Raw genomic sequence first — 17,943 nt, 5'->3', positions numbered from 1 at the left:
TCGTTATCCCTGTCATCCATCAGGGACCAAAATGCTTAATCGAACCGCCACGCAAGAAGCGCCTGTCAGCGTTCAGCGCCGGCAGACCAGCGACTATCTGGTCGCGCTCGCATTCTTTGGCGCGCTCGCCAGCGCGATGATCGCCTGGATCGCCGCGATCGCCTGGATCAGCTGGCGTGTCCTCGCATGGATGTTGTCTTGACAAGAGCGTGGGATCACCATGGACGACTTTGAAGGCCTCTCCGACCATTTCATCTTGCGGATGTACGAGTTCATCCGCAACGAGCTGCAAGCCGATGCCTTGGCCGGCACCCGGCTCGTAGGCGTGCCTGCAAAGCAGCGCGCGGACCGCCTGTTTCGCGAGATCGGCCGCCGCGGCCTGTTCTGCCAGCCGATCGACTGGCCGGCCCATCTCGCCGCAGCGGACGACCTCCGCGATGCGCCCGCCGCGCAGTTGCGGAAGATCTCATCGGTCTGACCAGCGCGTTCCGCGGTGTAAGTCCCTCTTGTGGCCCTTGGCGGATTCTCGCACTCCCATCGCCAGGATCGCCGATATTGATCCTCAGTCATTCTTCGGAATTTCCAGATGAGCGCTCGCTATTTCGAGTTCACCACGAATGCCAGAGGCATGATCATCCTTGCCGGACTTTCCCCGGACGAGACCTTCGAGCTGGAGCAGCTGCTCCATCAGAATGACGATCTTCGCAGCGCCCCGGACCGGGCCAGGCTGGAGGCGCTCTACGAAAAGCACTGCCGCGCGGCTGAGGGCAGCGTTACCGGCTGATATGGCCGACGGGCACTGCGCGCCTGTGGGTAGAGCAAGACGGGATGGACGCACACTCCGCAGGTGCGTGCGCGGCGTTGCGCCTCCGTCCCGGAACCTTCTCGGCTCGGCCATTCGCTCGGTTCTTGGCTCTTACTTGTGACCAGCGCTCTGAAGCGGTGTCACGGTACGAGCCAATCTTACGGCCGGCCCCCATTCGGAGCTGACACAACTCGGATTGAACATTAGACTATGCCCCGCTTGATTGCGGATCCCAGCTCGAACCCATTGGGGAAAGTCATGAAATCAATTTTCAAAGTCGCGTTGGCGTTGGTTATTTTCGCTTCTTCGATGTCGGCATACGCACAAACACAGCCTCCTTCCAAATCATCAACTGCTCCAAAGGCCAAGCCAAAGATGCATGACGGTTGCCACAGCCGGGCAGCCCAGATGTCCGGAAAGCCGTGTCGCTAACAACATACCAGACGACTAGAGGCCGCCTCAGTTGGCGGCCTCTTCATTTTGCGAATTTCGCCTCGTCACCCCCGGCTCACACGACGGGGCGAACTGGCGCCGCCTCTCGCTCCATGTGAGCCTCGGTGCGTTAGAACTGATATCTCCGCAAGCCTCCATCCACCGGGATCACCGTGCCCGTGATGTAGCGCGCCACCGGTGAGGCCAGGAACACCGCGAGCGCGGCGAGATCTTCCGGCTCGCCCCAATAGCCGACCGGGATTTCCTCTTCGGCGAAGCGCTCGCGGTACTCCGGCGGATAGTTGCGGCGGATCTGCTCGCTCATGATGCGGCCGGGCGGGATGCAGTTGATGGTGATGCCGTGCTCGCCGATCTCGCGCGACAGGCCCTTGGCCCAGGCGTGCACGGCGGCCTTCGCGGCGAAGGCTGCGTTGAGGCCCTCCGGCTCGGACTTGCCGGTGATGTTGACGATGCGGCCCCATTTGCGCTCGATCATCTGCGGCAGCAGCGCATGGGCGATGCGGCGGTAGCTGGTGAAATTCAGTGCGATCGCCTCGTCCCATTTGCTGTCGGGCGCATCGACGGGGAGGGGACGGCTGCCGCCGGCATTGTTGACGAGGATGTCGACATGGCCGAGCTCCTTCAATGCGAAGGCCGCGATCTTCTCGGCCGCGTCCTTTTCCATCACGTCCTGCGCAAGCGGCGTGATCAGCCCGGAGCCGACTTCCTTCACCAGCTCGGCGAGCAGATCGCTGCGGCGCGCAACGCCGACGACGCGCACGCCTTCGGCAGCGAGGCCCTTGGCGATGGCGCGGCCGATGCCGATGCTCGCTCCCGTCACGACTGCGGTTTTCGATGTGAGCCCGAGGTCCATAACAACGCTCTCTTGTGTTCTGCGTGTTGCTGTTCGTTTCCTGCCCGTCCCGCCGGCCGTGCGAATTGCCTGATCAGGACGAGCAGTGGTAACCAAGAGCGGCAGCGAAGGAAACACGAAATACAAAGGGCGCAGGTCATGGTCTGGGATCCGCAGCAATATCTGAAATTCTCCGGCCACCGCTTGCGGCCCGCCGTCGACCTGTTGATGCGGATTCCGGATGTTGCTCCGCGCACGATCGCCGATCTCGGCGCCGGTGCGGGCAACGTGACCAAGCTGATCAAGGAGCGCTGGCCGGATGCGGCCGTGACCGGCGTCGAGGGCTCGGCCGAGATGGTCGCCGCGGGCCGCAAGGCAGCGCCTGACGTGGAATGGTCACATGAGGATCTCGGCCAGTGGCGTCCCGCGAAGCAGTATGACGTCGTCTATTCCAATGCCGCACTGCACTGGCTGCCCAATCATGCGGCACTCTTCCCATCGGTGATGGAGCAGGTGAAGCCCGGCGGCGTGCTTGCCGTGCAGATGCCGCGCAACTTTCTAGCGCCGTCCCATGTGCTGATCGGCGAGACCGCGCTCAACGGGTCCTGGCGGTCCAAGGTAGAGCATCTCATCACGCCGCCGCCGGTGGAGGGGCCGGCCTTCTATCACGATCTCCTTGCTCCGATGTCTGCCACTATCGACATCTGGGAGACCGAATATCTTCAGGTGCTCGATGGCGAGAACCCCGTGAAGGAATGGACCAAGGGGACCTGGCTGACGCGCTATCTCGACGTCCTGCAGGGCGAGGAGAAGGCGGCGTTCGAATCGGCCTATGGGGAGCGAGTGGCGAAGGCGTACCCGAAGAATGCCGCGGGCCAGACGCTGTTTCCGTTCCGTCGTCTGTTCATGGTCGCCCAGCGCAAGGACTGATGGCATCGCCGCAATGCGACATAAGCGCTCGCTCCATTGGCGTGGTGCGGGTGCCGGGTTGCGCATGCAGCGGTCGTCAAGATAGCTTGGCTGCGGCAAATTGGGCTTAGGTCTAGTTGGCAGGGTGGCGGATTGCTGCCACTACTGAGGACGCAAAACAAAAAAAGACCCGGTTTCTTGGGTTATTGGGGAGGTCCTTCATGCGCAAACTGCTTCCTGCGGTCGCAGCGGCGACGCTTGCTTTGGCCACGCTCCTCGTGGCCCCCGCCTTCGCCCAGAGCCCGATCATCATCAAGTTCAGCCACGTCGTCGCCAACGACACCCCGAAGGGGAAGGGCGCGCTGAAGTTCAAGGAGCTCGCCGAGAAGTACACGGACGGCAAGGTCAAGATCGAAGTCTATCCGAACTCCTCGCTCTACAAGGACAAGGAGGAGATCGAGGCGCTCCAGCTCGGCTCGGTGCAGATGCTGGCACCTTCGACCGCGAAATTCGCCCCGCTCGGCATCAAGGAGTTCGAGGCGCTCGACCTGCCCTGGCTGTTCAAGGATGACGCGACCTATTCCAACGCGATGAAGGGCACGCTCGGCAAATGGCTGTTCCAGAAGCTGGAAGCCAAGAGCATCACCGGGCTCGCTTATTGGGACAACGGCTTCCACATGGTGTCGTCGAATCGTCCGCTGATGAAGCCGGAGGATTTCAAGGGCCTGAAATTCCGCATCTCCGGCTCCAAGATCGCGGACCAGTATTTCCGCCTGCTCGGCTCGATCCCGCAGATCATGGCGTTCTCCGAAGTCTACCAGGCGCTGCAGACCGGCGTCGTCGACGGCTGCGAGAACACCGCGTCCAACTATCTGACGCAGAAATTCTACGAGGTGCAGAAGGACATCACCGTGTCCTATCACGCGCATCTGCAATATGCCGTCATCGTCAACTCGAAATTCTGGTCCGGCCTGCCGCCCGACATCCGCGCCCAGCTCGAGAAGGCGATGGTTGAGGCGTCCGACTACACCAATCTGATCGCGCATCAGGAGAACGAGGATGCGCTCGCCGAGATCAAGAAGACCGGCAAGACCACGCTGCATTATCTCAGCGACGCCGACCGCAAGGCTTGGCAGGAGGCGATGCAGCCGACTTATAAATGGGCCAAGGGCCGGGTCGGGCAGGAAGTGCTCGATCTCGTCGCCAAGGAACTCGACGTCAAGATGAACTGACGCGTTTCCTGGAGAACAATACCAACGGTCGGGAGTGCGAGCACTTCCGGCCGTTTCGTATCGATAGGGGGACCTCGATTTGCTTCGCGTGCTCAATTCGGCGCTCAACCATCTCGAAGAATGGTTGATCGCGACGCTCATTGCGGCTGCAACCGGCCTGATCTTCATTGCCGTGCTGCACCGGTACGGCGCCGGCGAATCGATCGCTCTCTCCAGATGGGCGGCCGCGCACGGGATGAGCTGGCTGGCGTCGCTGTCGATGGCGGTGTTCACCTTCCTGTCCGAGCTCGACCTGTCGTGGGCGCAGGAGCTCTGCATCTACATGTTCATCTGGATGGCGAAGTTCGGCGCGGCCTATGGCGTGCGCACCGGCATCCATGTCGGCGTCGACCTGCTCGTCAACCGCCTGCCGGAGCATTCGCGCAAGCAGGTGATCCTGTTCGCGATGCTCTGCGGCGCATTGTTCACCGGCATGATCGCCGCTTTCGGCGCCTCCTTCGTGCGCGAGATGTTCCACACCGGCCAGCAGTCCAACGATCTGGAGGCGCCGATGTGGTTCGTCTATCTCGCGATCCCGCTCGGCTCCGGCTTGATGTGCTTCCGCTTCCTCCAGGTCTCGTGGATCTACTACTGGACGGGCGAGTTGCCGCATCACGACGAGACGCATGTCGAGGGCGTCGAGACCGACATCTCGCCGGCGCTGCATCCGCAGCCCGCCGGCGCCGCGACCCGCGCTGCCGCGCGAAAAGTCTCGCCGCTCGGCATCATCCTGATCATGGCGCCGGTCCTGATCTTCATGATGTGCCTTGCCGAAAAGTTCGGCGTGGTGGTGCTGCCGCACTGGATGCGTGCCGCGACCGTGTTCGCGTTGTTGATCGCGCTGATGCTGACCGGCATCCCGGTCTCGATTGCGCTCGGCCTCACCGTGATGACGTTCCTGTTCACGCTGACCGCCGTGCCGATCGAGGCGGTCTCGATGAAGCTCTTCACGGGCATCGAGGGCTTCGAGATCATGGCGATCCCGTTCTTCATCCTCGCCGGTAATTTCCTCACCCATGGCGGCGTCGCGCGGCGCATGATCAATTTCGCGACCTCGCTGATCGGGCACTGGTATGGCGGCCTTGGCCTTGCCGGCATCGTCGCCTGCGCGATGTTCGCGCTGGTCTGCGGCTCGAGCGTCGCCACGGTGGCCGCGATCGGCGCCATCGTGCTGCCCGAGATGGTGCGCCATGGCTATCCGATGCGCTTCGGCGCCGGCATCATCACGGTCGCCGGCTCGCTCGGCATCTTGATGCTGCCGTCAATCCCGAAGATCGTGTACGCGGTCTCGACCAACACCTCGATCGGCGCGCTGTTCGTCGCAGGCCTGCTCCCCGGTATCCTGCTGACCACCATGCTCTGCATCGTCACCTGGTGGCTTGCCCGCAATCGCGACTATCCGCGGCTGCCGAAGGCGAGCTGGGGCGAGACCGTTCGCACCTTCCGCGAGAGCATCTGGGGACTGATGCTGGTCGTCATCATCATCGGCGGCATCTATAGCGGCCTGTTCACCGCGACCGAGGCCGCCGCGATGGCCGCGGTCTACTCCTTCATCATCGCGGTGTTCGTCTACAAGGCGATCAAGATGGCGGACGTGCCGCGGGTGCTGCTACGCGCCGCCAACACCAGCGCGATGCTTCTCTACATCGTCACCAACGCGGTGCTGTTCTCCTTCGTGCTCTCCAACGAGAACCTGCCGGCGACGCTCGCCGACTGGATCGCGGCGCAGAATCTCGGCTGGGTCGGCTTCCTCTTGGTGGTCAACATCCTGTTGCTGCTCGCCGGAAACTTCATGGAGCCGAACTCGATCATCCTGATCATGGCCCCGATCCTCGCGCCCGCGGCCAAGAAGCTCGGCATCGACCTCGTCCATTTCGGCATCGTCATGGACGTCAACATGGAGGTCGGCCTCTGCCATCCGCCTGTCGGCCTGAACCTCTACGTCGCATCCATGATCGCGCGAATGCGCATCACCGACCTTGCCGTGGCGGTGATGCCATGGCTGATCACCATGCTCGGCTTCCTCGTTATCGTGACGTATTGGCCGGACCTGACGCTGTGGCTGCCGCGGGTGCTGGGGATGCACTAGCCGCACAAGCGGTGCACGCCGCTTATCCTCCCTGGAGGAGGGTGAGGGCGGCCACGTCACGCAAGCTGCACGGCTCCCGTAATTGGCAATCCACTGTGAGATGCGCTTAGATGGTTCCAACCAGAGCAGCGGAGGAGCCCAGCCGATGACCGAGATCTCCAGCAACGAGCCCAAGGACGCAACGCCGTCCGTCATCGCCCAGCATGAGAGCATGCTCAACGCGCTGCCGTTTTCCGACACGCGGGATTTCGAGGATGCTGCGCGCGGCTTCCTCGGCAGGATCGACAACGCGAAGGTGACGAATCCGCAAGGGCGCACGGTCTGGAGCCTCGAGCCTTACGGCTTCCTCGCCCCCGAGGAGGCGCCGCCGACGGTCAATCCCAGCCTGTGGCGGCAGTCGCGGCTCAACATGCAGCACGGGCTGTTCGAGGTCGTGCCTGGCGTCTACCAGGTGCGCGGGCTCGACATCGCCAATATGACGCTGATCGAGGGCGACAGTGGCGTCATCGTGGTGGACACGCTGACCTCGATCGAAGGCGCGCGCGCCGCGCTGGATCTCTACTTCGCGCATCGCGGCACGAAGCCCGTTGCGGCCGTGATTTTCACCCACACCCATACCGACCATTGGGGCGGCGCGCGCGGCGTGCTGGAGGAGGATGCGCTCGCGACCGGCCGCGTGCCGATCATCGCGCCGAACCTCTTCATGGAGCACGCCGTCTCCGAGAACATCATCGCGGGTCCGGCGATGCTGCGCCGAGCGCAATATCAATTCGGGCCGTTCCTGGCCAAGGGAGCACGCGGCCAGGTCGATTGCGGCCTCGGCAAGTCGATGGCGGCAGGCTCGGTCGCGCTGCTGCGGCCGACCGATCTGATCATGGCGACCGGCGACAAGCGCGTGATCGACGGCGTCGCGTTCGAATTCCAGATGGCGCCGAACAGCGAGGCGCCGGCGGAGATGCATTTCTTCATCCCGCGCTACAAGCTGTTGAACCTCGCCGAGAACTGCACCCACAATTTCCATAATCTCTTGCCGTTCCGCGGCGCCGACGTGCGCGACGCGCTGGCCTGGTCGAAATACCTCAATGAGGCCTTGCAGCTGTGGGACGGCAAGGCGGAAGCGATGTGCGGCCAGCATCACTGGCCGGTGTGGGGAGCCGAGCGCATCGGCACAATGATCCGGCAGCAGCGCGATCTCTACAAGTTCGCGCACGACCAGACCATCCGCCTGATGAACCACGGCCTCACCGCGACAGAGATCGCCGAGACCATCCGGCTGCCGAAGAGTCTGGAGGGTGCCTGGCACGGCCGCGGCTATTACGGTCACATCAGGCACAATGTGAAGGCGATCTACCAGAAGTATCTCGGCTGGTACGACGCCAATCCGGTCAATCTCGATCCACTGCCGCCGGTCGCATCAGGCAAGAAATATGTCGAGTATATGGGCGGCGCCGATGCGATCCTGACACGGGCGCGCGTGGATTTCGACAAGGGTGAATTCCGCTTCGTCGCCCAGGCGCTCGGCCATCTCGTGTTCGCCGAGCCGGACAACCGGGCAGCGCGCGCGCTGCTGGCGGACACGCTGGAGCAGCTCGGCTATGCCGCCGAAAGCGCGACCTGGCGCAACGCCTATCTGTTCGGCGCCCAGGAATTGCGCCAGGGCATGCCGAAAACCCCGCCGCGTCCGCCGATGCCGCGCGAGACGTTGGCCGCGCTGCGCACCTCACAGCTCTGGGACGTGCTCGGCATCCGCCTCAACGGTCCGAAAGCGGAAGGAAAGCACATCGTGCTGAACTGGAGCTTTTCGGACACCGGCGAGACCTTCGCGCTCAATCTGGAGAATTGCGCGCTGACCTACACCGAGGGGCTGCAGGCCCAGGGCGCCGATGCCAGCTTCAGGCTGGCGCGATCGACTCTCGATGAGGTCATCGCGAAGCTGACGAGTTTTCCGGAGGCCGTGGCGGCCGGCAAGATCGAGCTGTCAGGCAACCCGATGAAGCTCGCCGAGCTGATGGACCTGATGGATGAGTTTCCGCGGATGTTCGAGATCGTGGAGCCGAAGCGGACAGTGGTGGTGTAGGGCGAACAGCCTCCACAAACTCGCCGTCATCGCCCGGCTCGACCGGGCGATCCAGTACTCCGCGGCCGGTGTTGTGTGAACAGCTACGGCCGAGGCGTACTGGATGTCCCGCCCCTGTGCGCAATTGCGCACCAAAGCGCGATGAGATCAGAATGAATCGTCATCGCGCTTTAGGTTGTTGTTTGCGCATGATCTTTTCGGAAAACCGCTTCGCACTTTTCCGGATCATGATTTAGGCGGGGCATGACAGCTCGTGTTGGAGCGAGCAACTACTCCGCGCTGCTCACCAGCTTGATCCGCGGCGCTTGCTCCTCGGTCAGGCTGCGATAGGCCGCGAGATAGTCGAGCGCCATCCGCCGCGCCGTGAAGCGCGTCTCGAACTGTTTGCGGATCGCGGAGCGGTCCAGGTTCGGAAGACGGTTGACCACGCCGGCTGCGCTGAGGATGTCCTCGACCACGAAGCCGGTGAGGCCCTCGTCGATGATCTCCGGCACCGAGCCACGGTTGAAGGCGACGACCGGCGTGCCGCAAGCCATGGCCTCGATCATCACGAGACCGAACGGCTCCGGCCAGTCGATCGGCAACAGCAGGCCCAGCGCGCCGCTGAGGAAGTCCGACTTCTCGTGGTCGCCGATCTCGCCGATGAAATCCACCAGCGGATTGTTCACGATCATCGGCTTGATCAGCTCGTCGTAATAGTCCTGGTCGGCGCGATCGACCTTGGCCGCGATCTTCAGCGGGATGCCGCAATGGGTCGCTATCTTGATGGCGCGGTCGACGCCCTTCTCCGGCGCGATGCGGCCGAGCACGGCGAGATATTCCTGTTTCACGGGCTTCGGCGTCAGCAGATTCTCGGGCAGGCCGTGATGGATCGTCGTCACCCAGTTCGCTTGCGGTACCGGCCGCCGCTGCGCATTGGAGATCGAGATCACCGGCATCTTGGAGAAGGTGTCGAACACCGGCTGATGCTCCGGCAGGTCGAGCCGGCCGTGCAGCGTGGTCAGGAACGGGGTCGGCTGCCGGTAGAACAGCGACCACGGATAATAGTCGAGATGGAAGTGGAGGAAGTCGAATTCCTCGTCGTCACATTTCTGCCGCACCCGCTCCAGGAGTACCATATGCAACGCGTTCGGATCGCGCACGGAACCGTCAAGGCGCAGCGCCCGCGGCCAAAGGGCATCCAGCTTCGCCGACGTCCGCGAGTCGCCGCTGGCGAAGAGTGTGACGTCGTGTCCAAGGGCAACCAGCTCTTCCGTCAACCAATGCACCACCCGCTCGGTGCCGCCATACAGCTTGGGTGGAACAGCCTCCGTCAACGGAGCTACCTGCGCGATGCGCATCTCACCTTCTCCTCTGCGATCATGAATGTTGAAAACCCCCAGCGCGTACGGCACCGGCAATGCCAGCAAAGGGAACGTTCCCGCAGTTGCGAAGTTCCTCTCAACAAACGTTACTTATTGGACACATCCGGCATCTGTCTCGATGCTGCCATCTCGTCTTCGCAGATCGTCCGTATCCGCATGTCGTGATGAGCTTGCCCGGGAACCGAGGCGAGCTGGTCGATGTTCAGTCGGTCAGTCACGAAACTAAAACTAAAGTCATCACACGGGGTCGAGTGCCATATGGATCAGCTTTCTGGATACGCACGCAGGCCATTTGCCTTTGTTCTGCGCTATCTTCGGCGTCGTCTCGCGTCGCATCTCGTGATCCTGGCCGCTGTGATCGCAGCCGTTGCCTGCTCCGTGGGCACCCAGTACGGCGTCAAATCCCTGGTCGATAGCCTCTCGGCAGGACCGTCGCATGGCGGTAGCGTATGGCTGGCATTCATTCTGCTCATGACGCTGATCGCGGCCGACAACTTCCTGTGGCGGATCGCGAGCTGGACGGCGAGCTTCACCTTCGTTCGTGTCACCGGCGATTTGCGCCGCGACATATTTCGTCACTTGACCGGGCATGCGCCGAGCTACTTCTCCGACCGCATGCCGGGCATGCTGACGAGCCGTATCACGGCAACCTCGAACGCGGTGTTCACCGTCGAGAACATGTTCGTCTGGAATGTCTTGCCGCCGTGCATTGCCACAATTGCGGCAATCCTGCTGATCGGAACCGTCAGTCCCTATATGGCACTCGGCCTGATCGTGATCGCCGGCGGCATGGTGATCGCGATGTTCCGCCTGGCCGCGGCCGGCAAGCCCCTGCATGACGATTTCGCCGACAAGGCGGCCGTGGTCGACGGCGAGATGATCGACGTCATCAGCAACATGCCGCTGGTCCGCGCCTTCTGCGGTATCAGCCATGAGCACGAGCGGTTCGACGCGACCGTCAATCGCGAGCTCACCGCGCGCGGCCGCAGCCTGCGCTATCTGGAGAAACTGCGGCTCATCCATGCCGGTGTGACAGTCGTACTGACCATTGCGCTGATGGCGTGGGCGATCACGCTCTGGCAGCAGGGCGAGGCGACCACCGGCGACGTCGTGCTGGTCTGCACCCTCGGCCTGTCCATCCTCAATGCGACGCGCGATCTTGCGGTGGCGCTGGTCGACGTCACCCAGCATGTCGCGCGGCTGACCGAGGCTATCGCGACGCTGCTCGTGCCGCACGAATTGCGCGATCACCCCGAGGCGGAGCCGCTGGTGAAGAGCGGCGCGGCGATCGCGTTCAACAACGTCACTTTCGGCTATCCCGGCGGCGAAAAGATCTTCGAACGGTTCAGCCTGCGGCTCCAGCCCGGCCAGCGCGTCGGCCTGGTCGGCCAGTCCGGCGGCGGCAAATCGACCCTGTTCACGCTGCTGCAGCGCTTCTACGACGTCGATGAGGGCAGCATCACCGTCGACGGCCAGGACATCTCGAGAGTGACGCAGCTCAGCCTCCGCGAGGCGATCTCGGTCGTGCCGCAGGATATCTCGCTGTTCCACCGCTCCATCCGCGAGAACATCCGTTACGGCCGCCCGAATGCGACCGACGACGAGGTGCTGCGCGCGGCCATTGCCGCCCGCTGCGATTTCGTGGAAAATCTGCCCGAGGGTCTCGACACCATGGTCGGCGACCGCGGTGTGAAGATGTCCGGCGGCCAGCGCCAGCGCATCGCGATCGCACGTGCCTTCCTGAAGGATGCGCCGATCCTGCTGCTGGACGAGGCGACGGCGGCGCTGGACAGCGAGTCTGAGGAAGCGATCCGCGAGGCGCTGGCGCGTCTGATGCGCGGCCGCACCGTGATCGCGATCGCGCATCGGCTCGCGACGCTGCGCAATTTCGACCGTGTGATCGTGCTCAAGAACGGCAAGATCATCGAGGACGGCGCGCCCGACCGCCTGATGCAGGGCCACGGTCCGTACCGCGAGCTGGTAACGCAGGAGATGAGCCGGCTCGCGAAGTTCGCCGCGTAAACCCAACAGTCGCGTCCGCGTTGGTTGCGTTTCGATACAGGCGCAGGGGAGCAGCTTATGTCAGCCGAAGTCGTCACCAAATTGGTCTCCGTGGCGCGGACCGTGGAGCAGGTCCCGGAGCAGCCCTTCTACATCCCGATGACGGGGCCGTCGGCGCGGCCGCGGCGCTCGCTCAAGCACGACGACACCTTCATCGTGCTCGACAGTCACGGCGACATCGGCGCTTCGGCCGGCGGGCCGGACGGCCTGTTCCACCATGACACGCGCTACCTCGCGCGGCTGGAGCTCGTGCTCAACGATCTCCAGCCGCTGCTGCTCGGCTCCAACTTACGCGACGACAATTCGGCGCTGACAGTCGATCTCACCAATCCCGACATCTACCGCGAGGGCGCCCTCGTGCTGCAGAAGGACCTGCTGCACATCGTGCGCACGATCTTCCTGTGGCGCGGCACGGCGTATCAGCGGATCGGGGTGCAGAACCATGGCGAGCAACGCGCCAGCTTCGAGCTGACGCTGCTGTTCGACAATGACTTTGCCGATCTGTTCGAGGTCCGCGGCGAGCGGCGGCCACGCCGCGGGACCGGCACGAGCAAACTGCTCGGGCCGACCGACGTGCTGTTCGATTATCGCGGCCTCGACGATGCCGAGCGCACCACCGGTCTGCATTTCGACCCGCGTCCGACACGGCTGTCGGTGAACGCCGCGACCTGGCAGATCGAGCTCGATCCCCATGAATCGACATCGCTGTTCGTCGCGGTGTCCTGCAACCGGCCGGTCACGGAGAAGCCGGCGCGTTTCTTCAGAGGCTTGCTCGCCCATCGCCGCGAGATGCGGCAGTCCACTATGGGCGCGGCCAGCATCGAAACCTCGAACAACATCTTCAACGAGGTGCTGTGCCAGGCCATGGCCGACCTCAACATGCTGATGACGGAGACGCCGCAGGGCCGTTATCCCTATGCCGGCATTCCCTGGTATTCGACGACCTTCGGCCGCGACGGCCTGATCACCGCGCTGCAGATGCTGTGGGTCGATCCGCGCGTCGCCAAGGGCGTGCTCAGGCGGCTCGCGCATTTCCAGGCCAAGGCCATCGATCCGCTCGCCGATGCGGCGCCGGGAAAGATCCTGCACGAGATGCGCGGCGGCGAGATGGCGGCGCTGCGCGAGGTGCCATTCTCGCAATATTACGGCAGCGTCGATTCGACCGCCTTGTTCATCCTGCTTGCCGGCAGCTATTTCGAGCGGACCGGCGACGCGGCGACGCTGATCGAGCTGTGGCCGGCGATCGAGGCGGGGCTGGCCTGGATTGATGGTCCGGGCGACCCTGACCAGGACGGCTTCGTCGAATACCAGCGTGCGACCGAAAAGGGGCTGGCCAATCAGGGCTGGAAGGATTCCTATGATGCGATCTTCCATGCCGACGGTCAGCTTGCGGAAGGCAATATCGCGCTCGCCGAAGTCCAGGGCTACGTCTACGCGGCCAAGCAGCTCGCCTCGCGTTGCGCGCTGCGGCTCGGCAAGCCGGACCGGGTGCGCAAGCTCGAGGCCGAAGCCAAGGCGCTGGCCGAGCGCTTCGAAAAGGCGTTCTGGTGCGAAGAGCTCGGCACTTATGCGCTCGCGCTCGACGGCGAGAAGCGGCCCTGCGAGGTGCGGACCTCGAATGCCGGACAGGTGCTGTTCAGCGGTATGATCCGCGAGGACCGCGCGCGTCTCGTCGCCGCCGATCTGATGCGGCCGCACTTCTTCTCCGGTTGGGGCATCCGTACCGTCGCGCAAGGCGAGGTGCGCTACAACCCGATGTCCTATCATGACGGCTCGGTCTGGCCGCACGACAACGCGCTGATCGCGCTCGGGCTCGCGCGCTACGGCCTCAAGCATTCGGTCGCGCATGTCTTCAAGGGCCTGTTCGACGCCGCGACCTACATGGATCTGCGCCGGCTGCCCGAGTTGTTCTGCGGCTTCCGGCGCGAGAAGCGGCGCGGCCCGACGCTCTATCCGGTCGCCTGTGCGCCGCAGGCCTGGGCCAGCGCGACGCCGTTCACGCTGCTCGAAGCGGCGCTCGGCATCGAGTTCGACGTCGCGCGCGGCGAGATCCGGCTGCGCAATCCGCATCTGCCGGCATTCCTGAACGAGGTGATCCTGCGCGATCTGTGCCTCGGCGAGTCCAGCGTCGATTTGCGCGTCAGCCGGCACGGCGACGACGTGGCGCTGGAGGTGTTGCGCACCCGCGGCCAGATCCAGGTCTCGATCGTGCTGGCGCGCTGAGGCGCGCGAGGAGGGTCCATGCGTGCTGTCCGATGGCTGGCCTTGAGCGTGGCGCTCGTCGCAGGAGTGACGGTCGCCGTGTCGCGTGACGCGGAGGAGCCGCCTGCGGCGGCCCCAAGCCCGCCAAATGAAGCGAATGCGCCGGCGGCCGCGCAGCCGCCGGCCTCGACCGTGCCCGTGACGCCGAAGGACGCGGCGCCGCCGCCCTCGGTGACCATCATCGGCGCGAGCGACGCCCATGGCGTGCTCGGCCGCGACGTACGCAGCGCCGCCGACGAGGATATGGGCCGCATCGTCGACATCATCGTCGACCGCACCGGCCACGTGCGGGCTGCCGTGATCGATTTCGGCGGCTTCCTCGGCGTCGGCAGCCGCAAGATCGTGGTGGACTGGAACGCGCTTCGCTTCGGCAAGATCACCAACAAGAAGGACAGCATCACGCTGGAGCTGACCAAGGCGCAGGTCGCCGCCGCGCCGGAGTACAAGGAAGACACGCCGATGGTCGTGCTCGGCGCGTCCGGCAGTCTTCAGCCGCTGCAAGCCATCCAGTGACGCGCGGGGAGGGCTGACCGCCTGTGCTGTTGTCGAGAAAGCCTGACCATGCGGATCGCGGCGGCCACGTTGAACAGAACAACGCCGTCGCGCTGCGGCTTGCGCCCATTCCGGCGCCGTCGCGCCAGAGCCTGCGCGGCCTCGACTGGTTCATCTTCTTCCTCGCCGACGTGCAGACCGGGTTCGGTCCCTTCATCGCGGTTTACCTCACGACACAGAAATGGACCCAGGTCGAGATCGGCCTCGTGCTGTCGATCGGCGGCATCATCGCCCTGATCGGGCAGATGCCGGGCGGCGCCATCATCGATGCCGCCAAATCCGAGCGGCTGGTCGCAGCGCTTGCGATCGTGACCATCGGCTGCTGCGCGCTCGCCTATGCCGCGATGCCGATCTTCCCCGTGGTGGTGACCGCGGCGACGCTGCATGCTGCGGCGAGCTGCGTGTTGGGACCTGCCATCGCGGCGATCAGCCTCGGCCTCGTCGGCCCGCTCGCGATCGGCGAGCGGCTCGGCCGCAATGCGCGCTTCGCCTCGCTCGGCAATGGCGTCGCGGCGGCCGTGATGGGCACGGCCGGTTATCTCCTGTCGAGTCGCTCGGTGTTCCTGGTCACCTTCCTGCTCGCGATCCCGACGCTGATCGCGCTGTCGCGGATCCGCGAGGAGGAGGTCGATATCGCGCGCTGCCACGGCGAGATGCCGCGGGAGGCGCCGGTGCCGGGCGACACCAATGTCTGGCATCTGATCCGGCAGCGGCCGCTCATCGTCTTCGCGCTGAGCGTATTGCTGCTGCAATTGGCGAACGCCGCGATGATGCCGCTGATGGCGAGCGCCGTGACGGCGCGCTCGAGCCAATGGGCGACGGTGCTCGTCGCCTTTTGTATCGTAGTGCCCCAGGCGATCGTGGCGTTGCTGTCGCCGACGGTCGGGCGCAAGGCGCAACTCTGGGGCCGCCGGCCGCTGCTGCTGATCGGCTTCGGCGCGCTGACGATCCGCGGCCTGTTGTTCGCGACGGTGCGCGATCCGTATCTGCTGGTGCTGGTGCAGGTGTTCGACGGTATCACTGCGGCCGTGTTCGCCGTGATGATCCCGCTGATCGTCGCCGACGTCGCCTTCGGCAGCGGGCACTTCAACCTGGCGCAAGGAATCGTCGGCACCGCGACCGGCCTCGGGGCGTCGCTGAGCACGGCGCTGGGCGGCTATGTCAGCGACAAGTTCGGCAATGCCAGCGCGTTCATCGGTCTGTCCGGTATCGCCGCGACCGGGCTGTTGCTGATCCTGCTGCTGATGCCGGAGACGCGGCGGCTCGCGATCAAAGAGGTGGCCGGCTGATCGCGTTCAGCCGGCCGTGTTGGGAGGAAAAGTCAGGCATCGAGATTGTGCAGGCGCGCCCGGTTGCGCAGCACGATCTGACGGGCGCCGGAGAAGCCGAGAATGCCCTGGGCGTGGAGCTGGGACAGCGCGCGCGACACGGTCTCCAGCGTCAGGCCGAGATAGTCGCCAATGTCGCGGCGGCACATCGGCAGCGCCATCATGCCGGCGACCGCGAGGCGGCGGTCCATTTCCAGCAGGAAGGTGGCCACACGCTCCATCGCGGTCTTGCGGCCGAGCAGCAGCATGTGGTCCTCGGCATGACGCAGCTCGCCGGCAGTCATGGCCCAGAGCTTGCGGGCGACCTGCACGTCGGTGCCGGCGGCCTTCTCCAGACTGGCGCGCTTCACGAGGCGCACATTGGTGTCGATGATGGCTTCGGCGGCGAGGCGGTGGGTCGGGCCGGATTCGAGGCCGAACACGTCGCCGGGAAGATGGAAGGCACCAATCTGGCGGCGGCCGTCGGAGAGAAGCTTGTAGCTGCGTACCGCGCCCGACACGACCTGATAGACATATTCGGCCGGCTCGTCCTCGCCGTAGATCTCCTCGTCCTTGCGGTAGGAGAACTCGGTGGCGACGAGGCCGACATGGCCCGTGATCGCGCCGAACTGATCGGAGACGGGATGGGCAGGGGCAATCCTGCCACGAAGTTGCGTGTTGATCGCCTGGGTATCGAGCGTCTGGGTCAGCATCTGCGCCATCTCCGTTGTGATGGAGCATTGCTAGCCGGGTTTGCGCAATCCGGAAATTTCGCGCGTTATCTTAAGGAGGTTTACCTACGTAGAATCCCGTAAGGTCAATTCCGGTGCCGTTCCTGGATTGCGCCACGGATGCTCTTGACCAGATTCTCGTCCAGAAGCGGCTTCAAGATCACGTCCTTGACCCCTGCGGCCGCGGCCCGAGCCGAGATATTCCCATCGGGATAGCCGGTGATCAGGATCACCGGCGTGCCCTCGTCGGACCGGCGCAGGCGGCCGGCGAGCTCGATTCCGTTGATGTCCGGCATCTTGTAGTCGATCACATAGCAGTCGGCACCGGGTTCGCTCGCCGCATTCAGCAGCGCCGTGGCATTCCTGAAGGTGCGCACGTTGAAGCCATCGGTCTCGAGCAGGAAGCGCAGCGATCCCAGCACGGCGGCATCGTCGTCGACAACGTAGACGACGGGCTTTGCCGAGGGCGCCATGGGAAGGCGCTGGGTGTGCGAGCCGATCTCGATCATCGCATCTGGCTAGCACAGCCGGAGCGGCCCGGATTGACTTGCCTCAAGCCGACTTGCCTCAAGCCGACTTGCCTCAAGCCAACTTGCCTCAATCCGGTTTGCCTCAGTCCTTCAGCATGCCGGCGCGCATCGCCAGGCGGACCAGTTCGGACAGGCTGCCCGCCTGCATCTTGGTCATCACATTGGCGCGGTAGACCTCGATGGTGCGCGGGCTGATGTCGTATTCCCTGGCGATCAGCTTGTTGGAGAGGCCTGCGATCAGCCCTTCCATGACCTGACGCTCGCGCGGGCTCAAGGAGGCGACCCGGGCGGCGATATCCTGCGCGATCGCCTCGTTCTTGGCGGCCGGCTCGGCCTGGCGGATCGCCGTCTCGATCATGGTGGTGAGACGATCGTCCTCGAACGGCTTCTCCAGGAAGTCGACGGCCCCGAGCTTCATCGCCTCGACCGCGAGCGGCACGTCGCCATGGCCGGTCATGATCAGGACGGGAAACGGGCTGGCTTGCGCCTTCATCCGCTTGAGCAGCTCGATGCCGTCGAGGCCCGGCATGCGTACGTCGGAGACGACACAGCCGAAGGCAAGGCCGGGCAGGGCGTCGAGGAAGCTCTGCGCGTTCTCGAACAGCGTGACGCCGAAGCCAGACGAATCCAGCAGGAAGTTCAGCGAGTCCCGCATCGCTGAATCGTCGTCGATGACGTAGACATGTCCCTTGGTCGCCAT

The 17,943-nt window shown here is 64.3% G+C and carries 16 protein-coding genes and 1 pseudogene; 12 read left to right on the top strand and 5 right to left on the bottom strand.

Translation table 11 applies throughout. The annotated features are described in order from the left end of the window. The first annotated feature begins 31 nt into the window (after nt 1-31). From ACVWY3_RS19315 to ACVWY3_RS19305, 3 genes are all read left to right on the top strand, one after another. Nucleotides 32-202, top strand: coding sequence for a hypothetical protein (locus tag ACVWY3_RS19315; protein ID WP_456839891.1), 171 nt, complete (start codon nt 32-34; stop codon nt 200-202). Between the two features lie 18 nt (nt 203-220). After that, on the top strand, nt 221-478 hold the full coding sequence (locus tag ACVWY3_RS19310) for a hypothetical protein (protein ID WP_456839890.1): 258 nt from the start codon (nt 221-223) through the stop codon (nt 476-478). 108 nt (nt 479-586) lie between these two features. Continuing rightward, nucleotides 587-784: a hypothetical protein gene (locus tag ACVWY3_RS19305; protein ID WP_456839889.1), complete on the top strand. Its 198-nt coding sequence runs from the start codon at nt 587-589 to the stop codon at nt 782-784. 583 nt (nt 785-1,367) lie between these two features. Here the strand turns inward: ACVWY3_RS19305 and ACVWY3_RS19300 are convergent. Further along, nucleotides 1,368-2,111 (bottom strand): SDR family NAD(P)-dependent oxidoreductase, encoded by a 744-nt coding sequence (locus tag ACVWY3_RS19300; RefSeq protein WP_456839888.1) that lies wholly within the window; start codon nt 2,109-2,111, stop codon nt 1,368-1,370. A 138-nt stretch (nt 2,112-2,249) separates the two neighbouring features. On the opposite strand from ACVWY3_RS19300, the gene ACVWY3_RS19295 reads away from it, so the two are divergent. From ACVWY3_RS19295 to ACVWY3_RS19275, 5 genes and pseudogenes are all read left to right on the top strand, one after another. Further along, nucleotides 2,250-3,020, top strand: coding sequence for a methyltransferase domain-containing protein (locus ACVWY3_RS19295; protein ID WP_456839887.1), 771 nt, complete (start codon nt 2,250-2,252; stop codon nt 3,018-3,020). A gap of 200 nt (nt 3,021-3,220) precedes the next feature. Further along, entirely contained in the window at nt 3,221-4,231 is a 1,011-nt protein-coding gene (locus ACVWY3_RS19290; protein ID WP_456839886.1) for a DctP family TRAP transporter solute-binding subunit, read from the top strand. A gap of 235 nt (nt 4,232-4,466) precedes the next feature. Beyond that, nucleotides 4,467-4,835, top strand: a pseudogene (locus tag ACVWY3_RS19285) (TRAP transporter small permease); the annotation flags it as partial. Nucleotides 4,836-5,075: 240 nt separating this feature from the next. After that, nucleotides 5,076-6,359, top strand: coding sequence for a TRAP transporter large permease (locus tag ACVWY3_RS19280; RefSeq protein WP_456843400.1), 1,284 nt, complete (start codon nt 5,076-5,078; stop codon nt 6,357-6,359). A gap of 145 nt (nt 6,360-6,504) precedes the next feature. Then, nucleotides 6,505-8,436, top strand: coding sequence for an alkyl/aryl-sulfatase (locus ACVWY3_RS19275; protein WP_456839885.1), 1,932 nt, complete (start codon nt 6,505-6,507; stop codon nt 8,434-8,436). A gap of 269 nt (nt 8,437-8,705) precedes the next feature. Here ACVWY3_RS19275 and ACVWY3_RS19270 read toward each other — a convergent pair whose 3' ends face one another. After that, nucleotides 8,706-9,776, bottom strand: coding sequence for a glycosyltransferase family 4 protein (locus ACVWY3_RS19270; protein ID WP_456839884.1), 1,071 nt, complete (start codon nt 9,774-9,776; stop codon nt 8,706-8,708). A gap of 282 nt (nt 9,777-10,058) precedes the next feature. Between ACVWY3_RS19270 and ACVWY3_RS19265 the strand changes: the two genes are divergently transcribed. From ACVWY3_RS19265 to ACVWY3_RS19250, 4 genes are read left to right on the top strand one after another with little or no spacing between them, the layout of a single operon-like run. Further along, the gene (locus ACVWY3_RS19265) at nt 10,059-11,822 is read left to right on the top strand and encodes an ABC transporter ATP-binding protein (RefSeq protein WP_456839883.1); all 1,764 of its coding nucleotides are present in this window, start codon (nt 10,059-10,061) and stop codon (nt 11,820-11,822) included. Between the two features lie 57 nt (nt 11,823-11,879). Continuing rightward, complete coding sequence (locus ACVWY3_RS19260) at nt 11,880-14,084, top strand: amylo-alpha-1,6-glucosidase (protein WP_456839882.1); 2,205 nt, start codon at nt 11,880-11,882, stop codon at nt 14,082-14,084. 18 nt (nt 14,085-14,102) lie between these two features. Beyond that, the gene (locus ACVWY3_RS19255) at nt 14,103-14,636 is read left to right on the top strand and encodes a PRC-barrel domain-containing protein (protein WP_456839881.1); all 534 of its coding nucleotides are present in this window, start codon (nt 14,103-14,105) and stop codon (nt 14,634-14,636) included. A 23-nt stretch (nt 14,637-14,659) separates the two neighbouring features. Further along, on the top strand, nt 14,660-15,964 hold the full coding sequence (locus ACVWY3_RS19250) for an MFS transporter (protein ID WP_456839880.1): 1,305 nt from the start codon (nt 14,660-14,662) through the stop codon (nt 15,962-15,964). 32 nt (nt 15,965-15,996) lie between these two features. Here ACVWY3_RS19250 and ACVWY3_RS19245 read toward each other — a convergent pair whose 3' ends face one another. From ACVWY3_RS19245 to fixJ, 3 genes are all read right to left on the bottom strand, one after another. Continuing rightward, nucleotides 15,997-16,695, bottom strand: a complete 699-nt coding sequence (locus ACVWY3_RS19245) for a helix-turn-helix domain-containing protein (RefSeq protein ID WP_456839879.1) — start codon at nt 16,693-16,695, stop codon at nt 15,997-15,999. 104 nt (nt 16,696-16,799) lie between these two features. After that, nucleotides 16,800-17,222 carry a response regulator gene (locus ACVWY3_RS19240; RefSeq protein WP_456839878.1) on the bottom strand — a complete coding sequence of 141 codons (423 nt, stop codon included), beginning with the start codon at nt 17,220-17,222 and terminating at the stop codon, nt 16,800-16,802. Between the two features lie 103 nt (nt 17,223-17,325). Next, entirely contained in the window at nt 17,326-17,943 is a 618-nt protein-coding gene (fixJ, locus tag ACVWY3_RS19235) for a response regulator FixJ (RefSeq protein WP_456839877.1), read from the bottom strand.

The organism is Bradyrhizobium sp. USDA 4486 (assembly GCF_054057995.1).
The sequence above is the reverse complement of the archived record's forward strand: the minus strand, read 5'-3'. Positions and strand labels throughout refer to the sequence as shown.

Coding starts and splice junctions, on each gene's coding strand:
- ACVWY3_RS19240 (WP_456839878.1), bottom strand. CDS start 17,222: ATGATCGAGATCGGCTCGCACACCCAGCGCCTTCCCATGGCGCCCTCG.
- ACVWY3_RS19300 (WP_456839888.1), bottom strand. CDS start 2,111: ATGGACCTCGGGCTCACATCGAAAACCGCAGTCGTGACGGGAGCGAGC.
- ACVWY3_RS19315 (WP_456839891.1), top strand. CDS start 32: ATGCTTAATCGAACCGCCACGCAAGAAGCGCCTGTCAGCGTTCAGCGC.
- ACVWY3_RS19260 (WP_456839882.1), top strand. CDS start 11,880: ATGTCAGCCGAAGTCGTCACCAAATTGGTCTCCGTGGCGCGGACCGTG.
- ACVWY3_RS19275 (WP_456839885.1), top strand. CDS start 6,505: ATGACCGAGATCTCCAGCAACGAGCCCAAGGACGCAACGCCGTCCGTC.
- ACVWY3_RS19270 (WP_456839884.1), bottom strand. CDS start 9,776: ATGCGCATCGCGCAGGTAGCTCCGTTGACGGAGGCTGTTCCACCCAAG.
- ACVWY3_RS19310 (WP_456839890.1), top strand. CDS start 221: ATGGACGACTTTGAAGGCCTCTCCGACCATTTCATCTTGCGGATGTAC.
- ACVWY3_RS19265 (WP_456839883.1), top strand. CDS start 10,059: ATGGATCAGCTTTCTGGATACGCACGCAGGCCATTTGCCTTTGTTCTG.
- ACVWY3_RS19255 (WP_456839881.1), top strand. CDS start 14,103: ATGCGTGCTGTCCGATGGCTGGCCTTGAGCGTGGCGCTCGTCGCAGGA.
- ACVWY3_RS19295 (WP_456839887.1), top strand. CDS start 2,250: ATGGTCTGGGATCCGCAGCAATATCTGAAATTCTCCGGCCACCGCTTG.
- fixJ (WP_456839877.1), bottom strand. CDS start 17,943: ATGGCGACCAAGGGACATGTCTACGTCATCGACGACGATTCAGCGATG.
- ACVWY3_RS19305 (WP_456839889.1), top strand. CDS start 587: ATGAGCGCTCGCTATTTCGAGTTCACCACGAATGCCAGAGGCATGATC.
- ACVWY3_RS19290 (WP_456839886.1), top strand. CDS start 3,221: ATGCGCAAACTGCTTCCTGCGGTCGCAGCGGCGACGCTTGCTTTGGCC.
- ACVWY3_RS19245 (WP_456839879.1), bottom strand. CDS start 16,695: ATGCTGACCCAGACGCTCGATACCCAGGCGATCAACACGCAACTTCGT.
- ACVWY3_RS19280 (WP_456843400.1), top strand. CDS start 5,076: ATGCGTGCCGCGACCGTGTTCGCGTTGTTGATCGCGCTGATGCTGACC.